Source organism: Thiolapillus sp., from assembly GCF_048562965.1.
GTDB classification, from domain to species: domain Bacteria; phylum Pseudomonadota; class Gammaproteobacteria; order Chromatiales; family Chromatiaceae; genus Thiolapillus; species Thiolapillus brandeum_A.
In genome coordinates, this window is record NZ_JBHNMF010000058.1 from 1 (window position 1) to 12,081 (window position 12,081).

General features: G+C 56.3%; 12 protein-coding genes. 6 read left to right on the forward strand and 6 right to left on the reverse strand.

What is annotated here, in order from left to right; all coding sequences use genetic code 11:
• The 5 genes from ACOCD2_RS05295 to ACOCD2_RS05315 form a co-directional block, all read left to right on the forward strand.
• A partial coding sequence (locus tag ACOCD2_RS05295) for a type II secretion system F family protein (RefSeq protein ID WP_293672480.1) occupies positions 1 to 599 on the forward strand: 599 nt, incomplete at its 5' end.
• Entirely contained in the window at positions 599 to 1,474 is an 876-nt protein-coding gene (locus tag ACOCD2_RS05300) for a prepilin peptidase (RefSeq protein ID WP_293649419.1), read from the forward strand. The genes ACOCD2_RS05295 and ACOCD2_RS05300, both read left to right, overlap by 1 nt.
• Before the next feature lie 37 nt (positions 1,475 to 1,511).
• Positions 1,512 to 2,117, forward strand: coding sequence for a dephospho-CoA kinase (gene coaE, locus ACOCD2_RS05305; RefSeq protein WP_293649421.1), 606 nt, complete (start codon positions 1,512 to 1,514; stop codon positions 2,115 to 2,117).
• Positions 2,118 to 2,175: 58 nt separating this feature from the next.
• Positions 2,176 to 2,943 carry a cell division protein ZapD gene (gene zapD, locus ACOCD2_RS05310; protein ID WP_293649422.1) on the forward strand — a complete coding sequence of 256 codons (768 nt, stop codon included), beginning with the start codon at positions 2,176 to 2,178 and terminating at the stop codon, positions 2,941 to 2,943.
• Positions 2,933 to 3,127: a DNA gyrase inhibitor YacG gene (locus ACOCD2_RS05315; RefSeq protein WP_293646319.1), complete on the forward strand. Its 195-nt coding sequence runs from the start codon at positions 2,933 to 2,935 to the stop codon at positions 3,125 to 3,127. The genes zapD and ACOCD2_RS05315 overlap by 11 nt, the downstream gene beginning before the upstream one ends.
• Here ACOCD2_RS05315 and ACOCD2_RS05320 read toward each other — a convergent pair.
• The 4 genes from ACOCD2_RS05320 to ACOCD2_RS05335 form a co-directional block, all read right to left on the reverse strand.
• On the reverse strand, positions 3,110 to 4,096 hold the full coding sequence (locus ACOCD2_RS05320) for a Nudix family hydrolase (RefSeq protein WP_293646317.1): 987 nt from the start codon (positions 4,094 to 4,096) through the stop codon (positions 3,110 to 3,112). The genes ACOCD2_RS05315 and ACOCD2_RS05320 overlap by 18 nt on opposite strands.
• Positions 4,065 to 5,267, reverse strand: coding sequence for a bifunctional glutamate N-acetyltransferase/amino-acid acetyltransferase ArgJ (argJ, locus tag ACOCD2_RS05325; protein WP_293646315.1), 1,203 nt, complete (start codon positions 5,265 to 5,267; stop codon positions 4,065 to 4,067). Before argJ ends, ACOCD2_RS05320 begins: the two co-directional genes overlap by 32 nt.
• Before the next feature lie 71 nt (positions 5,268 to 5,338).
• Positions 5,339 to 8,137 carry a preprotein translocase subunit SecA gene (secA, locus tag ACOCD2_RS05330; protein ID WP_293646313.1) on the reverse strand — a complete coding sequence of 933 codons (2,799 nt, stop codon included), beginning with the start codon at positions 8,135 to 8,137 and terminating at the stop codon, positions 5,339 to 5,341.
• Positions 8,138 to 8,279: 142 nt separating this feature from the next.
• Entirely contained in the window at positions 8,280 to 9,158 is an 879-nt protein-coding gene (locus ACOCD2_RS05335) for a M23 family metallopeptidase (RefSeq protein ID WP_293646312.1), read from the reverse strand.
• Positions 9,159 to 9,196: 38 nt separating this feature from the next.
• On the opposite strand from ACOCD2_RS05335, the gene ACOCD2_RS05340 reads away from it, so the two are divergent.
• The gene (locus ACOCD2_RS05340; RefSeq protein WP_293646310.1) at positions 9,197 to 9,631 is read left to right on the forward strand and encodes a DUF721 domain-containing protein; all 435 of its coding nucleotides are present in this window, start codon (positions 9,197 to 9,199) and stop codon (positions 9,629 to 9,631) included.
• 6 nt (positions 9,632 to 9,637) lie between these two features.
• Here ACOCD2_RS05340 and lpxC read toward each other — a convergent pair whose 3' ends face one another.
• Complete coding sequence (lpxC, locus tag ACOCD2_RS05345; protein ID WP_293646308.1) at positions 9,638 to 10,552, reverse strand: UDP-3-O-acyl-N-acetylglucosamine deacetylase; 915 nt, start codon at positions 10,550 to 10,552, stop codon at positions 9,638 to 9,640.
• Positions 10,553 to 10,682: 130 nt separating this feature from the next.
• A complete protein-coding gene (gene ftsZ, locus ACOCD2_RS05350) occupies positions 10,683 to 11,891 on the reverse strand; it encodes a cell division protein FtsZ (protein ID WP_293646306.1) in 1,209 nt (402 codons plus the stop codon).
• Between the last annotated feature and the right edge of the window lie 190 nt (positions 11,892 to 12,081).

Here is a 12,081-nt window from a genome sequence, read left to right on the forward strand (position 1 = left end):
ATATAATCACATGGTACCCGACACTCGATTTGTCCTACTTTATCCAAGACTATTGGTGGGCAATATTGATTGGGCTAGCGGCTACGGTGGTAGTTGTCTCGAATTTGTGGAAACGTTCGCCAAAATTTCGAGAACTGATCGACCGAGGCATGCTTAAGGCACCTATTTTTGGCTCCATCATGCATAAATCAGCACTGGCACGTTTCGCCCGCACCACATCCACCATGTTTGCAGCTGGCGTACCTATGGTCGAGGCGCTAGATTCCGTCGCGGGTGCTACCGGTAGCATCGTCTATGGCAATGCGGTCAAGGAAATGCGGGAAGACATCGCAACCGGTCAGTCTTTACGACTGGCCATGGAACAACAGCCATTGTTTCCTCATATGGTCAAACAAATGGTCGCCATTGGCGAGGAATCCGGCTCTTTGGATGACATGCTCAGTAAGGTGGCTGACTTTTATGAAGAAGAAGTAGATAATGCCGTTGACGCCATCAGCAGTTTGATGGAACCCCTTATCATGGTCGCTCTCGGCACTTTGGTAGCTGGACTGGTTGTTGCCATGTATCTGCCGATATTCAAGCTCGGCGCGGCCATCTGATGGAAGAGGTATTTTCCCGGCCCGTCATTTTCTATCCCTTAGCCTTCATTCTTGGCCTCATCGTTGGAAGCTTCCTGAATGTAATCATCTACCGTCTGCCCAGGCGCATGGAGCAGGAGCTGAAAGACGCTTGCGCTGAACTGGCAGACATAGAAACCGAATACGTTCCGAACAAGTGGTTCGGCCTTGCCTTTTTGATGACACCGCCATCCACATGCCTTTCCTGCGGCCACCGCATCCGGGCCTGGGAAAACATTCCCGTGGTGAGCTGGCTGGTGCAAAAGGGGAAGTGCACATCCTGCGGTGTAAAGCTGTCAATTCAATACCCTGTCGTGGAGTTGCTCACCGCCATCTTTTCCCTGGCGGTTGCCTGGCATTTCGGATTTTCCTGGCAGACGCCGGCAGCCCTGCTGCTTATTTGGTCACTGATCACCATGAGCATCATCGACATCAGGTTGCAGTTGCTGCCTGATATCCTGATTCTTCCACTGATCTGGCTGGGGCTCATGATCAACCTGGACGGCGGGTTCACTGATATCCATTCGGCTGTCTACGGCGCCGTTGCCGGCTATCTGTCCCTGTGGTTCATTTTCCATCTGTTCCTGCTGATTACCGGCAAGGAAGGCATGGGCTACGGAGATTTCAAGCTGTTCTCACTGTTCGGCGCCTGGCTGGGATGGCAGATGCTTCCCCAGATCCTGCTGCTATCTGCCGTTGTCGGTGCAATCAGCGGTATCGGCATGATGCTGTTTATGGGCAGGGACAAAGCCATCCCCATTCCTTTTGGTCCCTATCTTGCGGCAGCAGGATGGATTGCCATGCTTTGGGGCAACGAGATCAACCAGAGCTACCTGCAATTCGCTGGTATAGGTTGACAACCGCCCATCACTATTCCCCCGCCGGGTTAATATAATGCTCAAGGTAGGTCTGACAGGAGGAATCGCAAGTGGCAAAACCGAAGTCAGCAATCACTTCGCCCGTCTCGGCATCCCGGTAATCGATACCGACAAAATCAGCCGGGAGCTGGTTGAACCTGGAAAACCCGCCCTGCAGCAGATCCGGAAACAGCTGGGCGAGCAGTTTCTGGATACGGAAGGCCGGCTGAACAGAAAACTGCTCAGAAAGCATATCTTCGACAACCCCAAGGCCAGGAAAGCCCTGGAAAACATTCTCCACCCGGCTATTCGCCAGGAAACAGAACACCGGCTGTCTGCCCTCGAGACTGAACCCTATGTACTGCTGGTTGTCCCATTACTGGTGGAAAGCGGTTTAAAGTCCATGGTAGATCGTGTCCTGCTGGTGGATGCACCGGAAAGCCTGCAGGTAGCGCGTGTCTGCCGCAGGGACAGTATTGATGAAAAGCAGGCGGAAAAAATACTTGCTGCCCAGGCTTCGAGGTCAGAGCGCGCCTGCATCGCTGATGATGTCATTGAAAACAGCGGTAATTTACAACAGCTACAACAACAGGTGGAAAAGCTACACAAATTTTACCTGTCCATCGGGAACCCTTCAGATTGAACCTCCACCTCATCTGGAGGACAATACAACAACCATTATCGCTGGCGGGATGCCTGTTTTGCACAACCAGATTCTTTTTGAACATCCACTCAATGAACGGACGCGTACCCTGCTGCGGATTTCCCATCTGTTCGAGCAATTCGAGTTTCAACTTGCCGGCAGCAGTCAGTGGCAAAGCCGGGCGGCCCTGCAGGCGCTGCTGGATATCAGCAGCATACTCGCCCGGGCTGACATAAAGAAAGACATGCTCAAGCAACTGGAGCAGCAGCAGAAATCCCTGACGTCCATCAGCTCCAACCCTAAAGTGGACCAGGTGCGACTGCATCAGGTACTGGATGACATTGCCAACATGATCGACCGCCTCTACTCCAGCGGCAGGCAACTGGGCGGAGCACTGCGAAAGAACGATTTTCTGAAAAGCATCTCCCAGCGCGGGCCCATCCCCGGTGGCAGCTACGAATTCGACCTTCCCCAGTTTCACTACTGGCTCAACCTGCCGCACACGGAAAGAGTCATGCAACTGGATGACTGGCGCCACGAAATCAGCACCGTACAGGAAACCACGGAGCTGCTCCTGGGACTGCTGCGCAGCAGCAGCGTATTCCAGCAGCAAACAGCACTCAAGGGCCTGTACCAACAAAATCTCGATGCCAAGCGCGAAGTGCAGCTGATCCAGGTAAAGGTAGATGCCGCGTCCCTGCTGTATGCGGAAATAAGCGGCAGCAAACACCGCTTCACCATCCGTTTTCTGGAAAGCAATCAGGGAGAACACCCCGGACAATCGGAACAGGACGTTCCTTTTCAGCTGAAAACCTGTGCAATCTGACGACCAGTCCACGAACAGGCCGACCACCCTGGTTGCCTGTCCCACCTGCGGCCAGCCGGTGAAATGGGAAGAAGCGTCCATCTGGCGGCCATTTTGCAGCAGGCGCTGCCAGCTGATCGACCTGAACGAATGGCTCAGTGACGACGAAGAACAAGATCAACAGCCATCAGGTTGGCGGCCATAAGCCCCGAATGCCAGCGATACCCTGGCCGCCCTGCCTCCAGCTCTGTTCCAGCAGGTCCAGCGACATGCCACCCAGGGCATAGACAGGCACAGAACAGTTCTCGCATAGTTGCTTGAATCCCCGCCAGCCGAGAACCTCGGCATCCGGGTGGCTCAACGTGGGCAGCACGGGCGACAACACGGCAAAATCCACGCTGACGGCCCGGGCCTGCGCCAGTTCCGAGGCATCGTGACAGGAAGCTGCCAGCAACATTCCTTCATACCCGTTTCTGTCCGCCAGGGCCGCCAGGCGACGGCGATCCAGGTGTACACCGTGGGCACCAACAGCCAGAGCCAGTTCCAGCGAACTGTTCACGAGCATGCGTGCGCCGTATTCCTCACACAACCGGCATGCCTTCCGGGCGAGTGCTTCATGCTGAGATGGGGGCAGGCCGAACACCCGAAACTGTATCAGGGAAATACCGCCCGCCAGCGCCCGCCGCAACTGCTTCAGGAACAATGCTGGATCATCGCTGCCCGGTGGGGTGATCAGATAGGTATCCGGCAGGTCAAGAGCCCGCAGGATGGGAAGATCGGCTGCGGGCATGGACCAGTCCCGCAGCTCCTCCAGCGGCACCCATGACAGGGGCTGGCCTTCTCTTCCCCGGGGATCACCTTCCCAATCCGTGACCAGCCAGGTATGCAGGATGACCTCCCGGTCCGGGTATCGGTGCGCCACGCGGATCAGGGGCCGACAGCTCCTCACCTGTATGCCCAGCTCCTCTTCCAGTTCACGAGAAAGCGCCTCGTGGCTTTGCTCACCCGGTTCGAGCTTGCCACCAGGAAATTCCCACAAGCCGCCCTGATGGCTGTCGGTAGATCGCCGGGCCAGCAGCACCTTTTCTTGATTGTCGATGAGTACGCCGGCAGCAACATGCACCACCGGCAGGGAACTGCCGTCAGGTCCGGTATTCGGCGTTGATCTTGACATAGTCGTAAGACAGATCGCAGGTCAGGATACGGGTACTGGCCTGCCCCTGTGCCAGCGCGATCCGGATGGTAAAGGCATCCTTGTCCATAACGGCCTGGCCGGCGGCTTCTGTGTAAGCGGCATCCCTTCCACCTCCGGAGACAATACAGACATCATCCAGCCAGATACGCACCTGGCCAATATCGAGGTCTTCGACCCCGGCCCTGCCCACGGCAGCCAGAATACGTCCCCAGTTGGGATCAGAAGCGAACAGGGCGGTTTTCACCAGCGGTGAATGCGCAACCGTATAGGCCACGTCCCGCGCTTGTTGCACACTTTGTGCCTCTTCCACGAAAATCTCCACCAGCTTGGTCGCACCTTCGCCGTCGAGCACGATGGCGCGGGCCAGTGCCATGCACACCTCGTTCACAGCCTGTCGAAAGGCCTGTCCGGCAGGCGTCGTCTCGTCTGCCACATCCACACCGGACTGACCCGTTGCCACCAGCACACAGGCATCGTTGGTAGAGGTATCACCGTCGACGGTAATGGAGTTGAACGAGGGTTGCACGGCGGTTTCCAGCACCTGCTGCAGCGATGTTCTGTCGATCCGGGCATCCGTAGCCACGAAGGCCAGCATGGTTGCCATGTCCGGGCGGATCATGCCGGAGCCCTTGCACATGCCAGTCACCGTTACTTTCTGTCCGTCAGCGGTAAAACTGCGGCTCGCCAGCTTGGGCACCGTATCTGTGGTCATGATGGCAGCAGCGGCAGATTGCCAGCCGTCCTGCCGCAAGGTGGAAAGAAGGCCCGGGATGGAGCGGGCAAAGGGATCGGTAGGCAGGTCTTCACCGATGACGCCGGTGGAAAAAGGCAGCACCTGGTTCATCGCAACGCCCGTAGCTGCCGCCACCAGGCGACAGGTCTCGTAACTGGCTGCCATACCCGTGTCGCCTGTTCCCGCATTGGCATTGCCGGAGTTGATCAGCAGATAGCGTGGGGAAATTTTTTCAAGATGCTGCCGGGCAACCGTTACGGGTGCCGCGCAAAAGGCGTTTTGGGTAAATACTGCAGCAGCCACACTGTCTTCGGCCAGCTCCATGAGCACCAGGTCGTCCCGTTCCTTATAGCGAATGCCGGCGGCAACAGCGGCCAGACGGACGCCAGGGACAACATTGACGGGAAGACTGCTCATATCCCGAAAAGCCCCGGTGCGGACAGGCTATCAATACAGCTTGCGATGCAATTCGCTGTGCTCATTGCATCCTACTGCAGTTTGCCGTGGCACTGCTTGTATTTCTTGCCCGATCCACAGGGACAGGGTTCGTTGCGGCCGATCTTGCGGTCCGGGCGAACGTAGGGCTGCTGTGGTTCATCTTCGGCAGCATCAGCCATTTGCGCTTCTTCTTCCGGCAGACCGCCGAAAGACTCGTGTTTGAACTCGAATTCGTTGATCTGCGGTTCGACTTCCAGCGGTGGCGCATCCGCCAGCTGTATCTTGCTGAGGGTTTCCACAACCTCGATCTTCATTGCATCCAGCATTCCCGAGAACAGTTCAAAGGCTTCGCGCTTGTATTCCTGCTTGGGATTCTTGGCGGCAAAACCACGCAGATGGATGCCCTGACGCAGATAGTCCATGGCCGCAAGATGTTCCTTCCAGTGGGTATCCAGGGTCTGCAGCATCACAGCCTTCTCGATATAGCGCATCTGCTCTTCGCCTGCGAGTGCCACCTTGTCTGCATACACCTGTTCCAGGGTTTCCAGCAGGCGATGGCGCAGGGTCTCCTCGTGCAGAGAATGATCCTCATCCAGCCACTGCTGTATGGGCAGGTCCAGATCGAAATGCTCCTTCATCGCGTCGGTGAGGCCGGCAATATCCCATTGCTCCTCAATACTTTGCGGCGGGATATAGGTATCGATGACGTCATTGAGCACATCAGCGCGCAGACTGGCAATGGTGTCGGAAATGTCATCCACGTCCATGAGCTCGTTGCGCTGTTCATAGACGACCTTACGCTGGTCATTCGCAACATCATCGTATTCCAGCAATTGCTTGCGGATGTCGAAGTTGCGGCCTTCCACCTTGCGCTGGGCATTCTCGATGGCCTTGTTCACCCAGGGGTGTTCAATGGCCTCACCTTCCTGCATGCCGAGTTTCTGCATCAGCTTGCCCACCCGCTCGGAAGCAAAGATGCGCATCAGGTTGTCTTCCAGAGAGAGATAAAAGCGGCTGGAGCCCGGATCACCCTGGCGGCCGGAACGGCCACGCAGCTGGTTGTCTATGCGACGCGACTCGTGTCTTTCCGTACCGATAACCCGCAGGCCACCGGATTCCAGCACCTGCTGATGCCGCTGCCGCCAGGCCTCCTGCAATGCCTCCTTCTGTTCCTCACTGGCATCCGGCCCCAGGTCTTCCACTTCCACATCGACATTTCCGCCGAGCACGATATCCGTACCCCGGCCAGCCATGTTGGTAGCGATGGTCACCGCGCCTGGCAGACCGGCTTCGGCAACGATGCGGGCTTCCCGCTCATGCTGTTTTGCATTGAGAACCTGGTGCTCGATGCCTGACTCGTTCAGCAGACCGGACACCAGCTCCGAAACCTCGATGGAAGCCGTGCCGACAAGCACCGGCTGGCCACGTTTCACGCAGTCACGGATATCCTCGACGATAGCATCGAACTTCTCTTTGGCCGTAAGGTAGACCAGGTCGGTCTGGTCATCCCGAACCATCGGTCTGTGCGTGGGAATAACCACCACTTCGAGCCCGTAGATCTGCTGAAACTCGAAGGCTTCGGTATCTGCCGTGCCCGTCATGCCGGAGAGCTTGTTGTACAGCCGGAAGAAATTCTGGAAAGTGATGGAGGCCAGGGTCTGGTTTTCCTGCTGGATCTCAACCCCCTCCTTGGCTTCCACCGCCTGGTGCAGACCTTCTGACCAGCGCCGGCCCGGCATGGTGCGGCCAGTGAATTCATCGACGATGATGATCTGGCCGTCACGCACGATATAGTCCACGTTGCGCTGGAAGATCACATGGGCGCGCAGAGCAGCCATGACATGATGCATGAGCATGATGTTGCCGGTGTCATAGAGGCTGGCGTTTTCGTCCAGCAGCCCCATTTCCGTGAGCATGTTTTCCACATGCTCGTGACCTTCGTCACTGAGGAAGACCTGCTTGGCCTTCTTGTCCACGGAATAATCGCCAGGGCCGAAATCCGGCTTGCCTTCCTCGTTGGTGCAGGGCTCCTGCTGCGTCAGACGCGGAATAATCTCGTTGATCTGGCGGTAGAGTTCTGAACTGTCTTCCGCCGGGCCGGAGATAATCAGTGGCGTTCTGGCTTCATCAATGAGAATGGAGTCGACTTCATCCACCACTGCAAAATGCCGGCGCTGTACCCGCTGGCCCGCTTCGAAAGCCATGTTGTCGCGCAGATAATCGAAACCGTATTCGTTGTTGGTGCCATAGGTGATATCGCAGTCGTAAGCTTCCTTGCGGCTCACATTCACCAGGAAACGGTGACCACTGGCACTACCATCCGAGTCCGGATCAAAACGGTAGGAACTGCTGTCGGGCCCTGATCCGCCCGAGGAATTGATGATGCCCGTGCTCATGCCCAGAAAGTGATACAGCTTGCCCATCCAGGAGGCGTCCCGCCGTGCCAGGTAATCGTTTACCGTGACCACGTGCACGCCTTTGCCTTCCAGGGCGTTCAGATACACGGCCAGCGTCGCCACCAGGGTCTTGCCCTCACCGGTGCGCATCTCGGCAATCTTGCCCTGGTGCAGCACCATACCGCCGATGAGCTGCACATCGAAATGGCGCATGCCCAAAACCCGGCTGCTGGCTTCCCGCACGACGGCAAACACCTCGGGCAGCAGACTGTCCAGGGATTCCCCCTTCTCCAGGCGCTGCCGGAACTCTGCAGTCTTTCCCTGCAGCTCTTCATCAGAGAGGCTTTTTACGGAGTCTTCCAGAACGTTGATCTTTTCAACATCCTTGAACATGCGTTTGACCAGCCGTTCATTGCGGCTGCCAAATACTTTTTTTGCGATCTTGTTGAACATGTAGCGTGGGACCTTTCAGGGCCAGAATTGGAAACGGCAGCGTGCCGCGAGGCAGCACAGTTTTTTTCGGCCGGACATAAAACGGGAATGATACCGCAAAAGCGGCTCTTTTACTGCTGAATATGGGGAGATGAAACCAAGCTCAACCACCCTTGATGAAACGGGCGGGATTGATGATTTTTCCGTTGCGGCGCACTTCGAAATGCACATGCGGACCAGTGGACCGACCGGTCGAGCCCAGCATGGCGATGGGCTCGCCCTTTTCCACCCGGTCGCCCTCTTTAACCAGGTTTTCCTGGTTGTGAGCATAACGCGTGATATACCCATCGGCATGGCGGATTTCCACGACATTGCCGTAACCACTCATACGTTCCGCTTTTGTCACCACACCGGCAGCGACGGCCAGCACTTCACTGCCCCGCTTGCCGACAAAATCGATACCCTTGTGGTATTTCTTCTTACCGGTAAAAGGGTCCGTACGGCGACCAAAGGTGGAACTGATAAAACCGTGCTTCAGCGGTTGCCCCGAAGGGATGACCTGATCACGCACATCGCGCTTGGAAAGCATTTCTTCCAGCAGGTTCAGCTTGTGTTCCCGGTCGGCAAATGCCCGGGAAAGCCGTTCGATTTCCGCTTGGAGCTCCAGCATGCCGGCCGATTCCGCATCCGAATCCTGATCGACGCCACCCTGGGCAGGTTCGGCTGAAAAGTCGAATTCCTGGGCATCGAGCTTGCCCACATCGACGAGGCGCTCCCCGAGGGCGTTCAGGCGCAGGAGATGGGCTCGCAGACTGCCGATACGCAATGCCAGGGCATCGATTTCGGCCTCCATGCTGTTGCGCAGGTCATCGAACTCACGCCTTTCCTCTGCCATGGCCTGCAATGCAGACTGCATGGCCTGGTCTTCTGCAATCTGTACGGATTGCAGTTTGCCGTAGAAATATCCGGACAAAAGCGCAGCGCCCGCCAGCAAACTCACCAGCAGCACAGACCTGACTGACCAGGCAGTTCGGTTATTCATGATTCCTCGACCGGCAGACATCGTATAATCGACTCACTATGACAGAAAAACCACGCCCGGTATCGAACGTAGTCGACAACGGTGACCAACTGGGTCACCTGGCACGCATGCTGCAAAAACAGCAGGCATTGCTCGAACAAATACGGCAACTGCTACCCGATACGCTGAAGCCTCACTGCATCCATGCCCGCCTCAACGGGACCCGCCTGATACTGCACACGGATTCCCCCGTCTGGGCAACTCGGCTGCGATTTCATGCACCGCAGATTCTGGACAGGACCCGGAAGCTTGCGCCGAACCTGACCAAGCTGGATGTACGTATCTTTTTGCCTGATGCTATTAGACCAGGCCGAAAGCCGCTGGGTTCCCTGCCCAGAAGAACAGCCGAACTTGTCAGCCAACTCGCTGATTCCATTGATGACGATGCGATCAGGGCCGCACTGAAGCGGCTGAGCGACACGTCTGACGGCTGATTTTCCTCAGGAAACGTGTACCGGCGCAATATAGGATATGGGCGCCAGACCGTCCTCTTCATCGAAGGTGACCTCTTCCCAGGCTTCCGGCGTGGCGACAAGCTTGTTCAACAGCTTGTTGTTCAGCGCATGTCCGGATTTGTAACCACGGAACGAACCAATCAGGCTGTGCCCCAACAGGTACAGATCGCCGATTGCGTCCAGAATCTTGTGTTTGACGAATTCATCCTCATAACGCAGGCCGTCATCATTCAGCACGCGGTAGTCGTCCACGACGATAGCATTGTCCATGCTGCCACCCAGCGCCAGATTCTTTTCGCGCAGCATCTCGATTTCCCGCAGAAAACCGAAGGTACGCGCTCGGCTGACTTCCTTTACAAAAGAGGTGGAGGAAAAATCGATACTGGAGAACTGGGTGTCATCGGTAAAAACAGGATGATCGAAATTGATGCCGAAGCTGACCTTGAAGCCCTCGAAAGGCTCGAAGCGGGCAAACTTGTCACCGTCCTTGACTTCAACAACATCTTTGATTCTTATAAATTTTTTCAGCGCATTCTGTTCTTCCACACCGGCAGACTGAATGAGGAAGACAAAAGGCCCGGCACTGCCGTCCATGATCGGCACTTCGGGGGCGCTGACGTCGACATAGGCGTTGTCGATACCCAGTCCGGCAAAAGCGGACAGCAGGTGTTCCACCGTGGATATCTCCACGCCGTTCTGTTCCAGGGTGGTGGACAGCTGGGTATTGCCGACGTTTTCAGCTGTAGCGGGAATATCCATGGGTTCCGGCAGGTCAACCCTTCTGAAAACGATACCCGTATCCACAGCAGCAGGCCGCAGGGTGAGGAAAACCTTTTCACCGGTGTGCAGGCCGACTCCTGTGGCCCGTATGACATTTTTTAGTGTGCGTTGCCGTATCATCCGCGAATCTCTCCACCCTCGGCCAGAGCCGATTTTTTGTCAGAATTACCCTAGGGAACCTCTAGAGGTAAATCAGGGATTTCCCTAATCTACCCTTTTTCGGATCCGATTGCAAATCAGCGCACTCCTGTCAGTCGGCCTGGCGTCGCAGAAAAGCAGGAATGTCCAGATAGTCCATATCCTGTTTTTCCATGGGTTTGGCAGCTGCCTTTTGTTCCTGACGGCGGCGAATCGCGGTGGGGACCTCCAGGTTATCGTAGGAGCTGGCCGTATTCCGCTGCACCGGCACTTCACCAAATTGCGCAGTCTCATCCGTTTCAGGGATCACTGCCTGGGGTGGAGCAACCACCTCCATCTCCGGACGCGCTATCTCCACCTCTTCTTCTTCACCCAGTCCTGTGGCGACCACGGTGACCCGCAGTTCATCGTGCATTTCCGGATCGATAACGGTGCCAACCACCACGGTGGCATCTTCCCTGGCGAACTCCTTGACTGTAGTACCTACCTCGTCGAACTCGCCAATACCCAGATCCAGGCCAGCCGTGATATTGACCAGCACGCCCTTGGCGCCAGTAAGATGGAAATCATCCAGCAACGGACAGTTGACTGCCGCTTCTGCCGCCTTGCGAGCGCGTTCTTCGCCGGAAGCGCTACCAGAACCCATCATGGCCATGCCCATTTCACCCATGACGGTGCGCACGTCCGCGAAATCCACATTGATCAGTCCGGGACGGGTGATCAGCTCAGCGATGCCCTGCACCGCGTTGAGCAACACATCGTTGGCGGCCTTGAAGGCATCCAGCAATGAAGTGCTCTTGCCCAGCACCGCCAGCAGCTTCTCATTGGGGATGGTAATCAGGGAATCCACGTGCTTGCCCAGTTCCTCGATACCCATCTCGGCCACCTTCATGCGCTTCTCACCTTCGAAAGGGAAAGGCTTGGTGACGACGGCCACAGTGAGGATACCCTGCTCCTTTGCTACTTCGGCCACCACGGGGGCGGCACCGGTTCCGGTGCCGCCGCCCATACCGGCGGTAATGAAAACCATGTCCGAACCCTTGATGGCTTCGGCGATGCGGTCCTTGTCCTCCATGGCAGCCTGATGGCCGATCTGGGGGTTTGCACCCGCACCCAGACCCTTGGTAAGACCGGAACCGATCTGCAACGTGGTATTTACCTCCGAATTGTTGAGCGCCTGCGCATCCGTATTGGCGCAGATGAAATCCACACCCTCGATATTGCCGCGCAGCATGTGGGTGACGGCGTTTCCTCCACCGCCACCGATACCAATGACCTTGATAACCGCGTTCTGACTGTCTACATCCACTAATTCAAACATTTCACCAATCTCCTAAACAATCTGCCTGTATTGCTCCTGCCGGGGAGCCGCTTAAACACATTTAAATCTCATTACTAGAGTTTAGAGTAAGCAACATTGTTCCACCGTATATTTTCGGGTGAAATAAAGTTGCTATTTTGTTCATACTGCCCGTTAGAGCTTGTTCTATACGCTGATTGCTGCATCCTGC

What these genes read in the sequence shown, in the direction of transcription:
- coaE (WP_293649421.1), top strand. Translation starts at nt 1,512, where the DNA reads ATGCTCAAGGTAGGTCTGACAGGAGGAATCGCAAGTGGCAAAACCGAA.
- ACOCD2_RS05300 (WP_293649419.1), top strand. Translation starts at nt 599, where the DNA reads ATGGAAGAGGTATTTTCCCGGCCCGTCATTTTCTATCCCTTAGCCTTC.
- secA (WP_293646313.1), bottom strand. Translation starts at nt 8,137, where the DNA reads ATGTTCAACAAGATCGCAAAAAAAGTATTTGGCAGCCGCAATGAACGG.
- ftsZ (WP_293646306.1), bottom strand. Translation starts at nt 11,891, where the DNA reads ATGTTTGAATTAGTGGATGTAGACAGTCAGAACGCGGTTATCAAGGTC.
- ACOCD2_RS05340 (WP_293646310.1), top strand. Translation starts at nt 9,197, where the DNA reads ATGACAGAAAAACCACGCCCGGTATCGAACGTAGTCGACAACGGTGAC.
- lpxC (WP_293646308.1), bottom strand. Translation starts at nt 10,552, where the DNA reads ATGATACGGCAACGCACACTAAAAAATGTCATACGGGCCACAGGAGTC.
- argJ (WP_293646315.1), bottom strand. Translation starts at nt 5,267, where the DNA reads ATGAGCAGTCTTCCCGTCAATGTTGTCCCTGGCGTCCGTCTGGCCGCT.
- ACOCD2_RS05335 (WP_293646312.1), bottom strand. Translation starts at nt 9,158, where the DNA reads ATGAATAACCGAACTGCCTGGTCAGTCAGGTCTGTGCTGCTGGTGAGT.
- ACOCD2_RS05320 (WP_293646317.1), bottom strand. Translation starts at nt 4,096, where the DNA reads ATGTCAAGATCAACGCCGAATACCGGACCTGACGGCAGTTCCCTGCCG.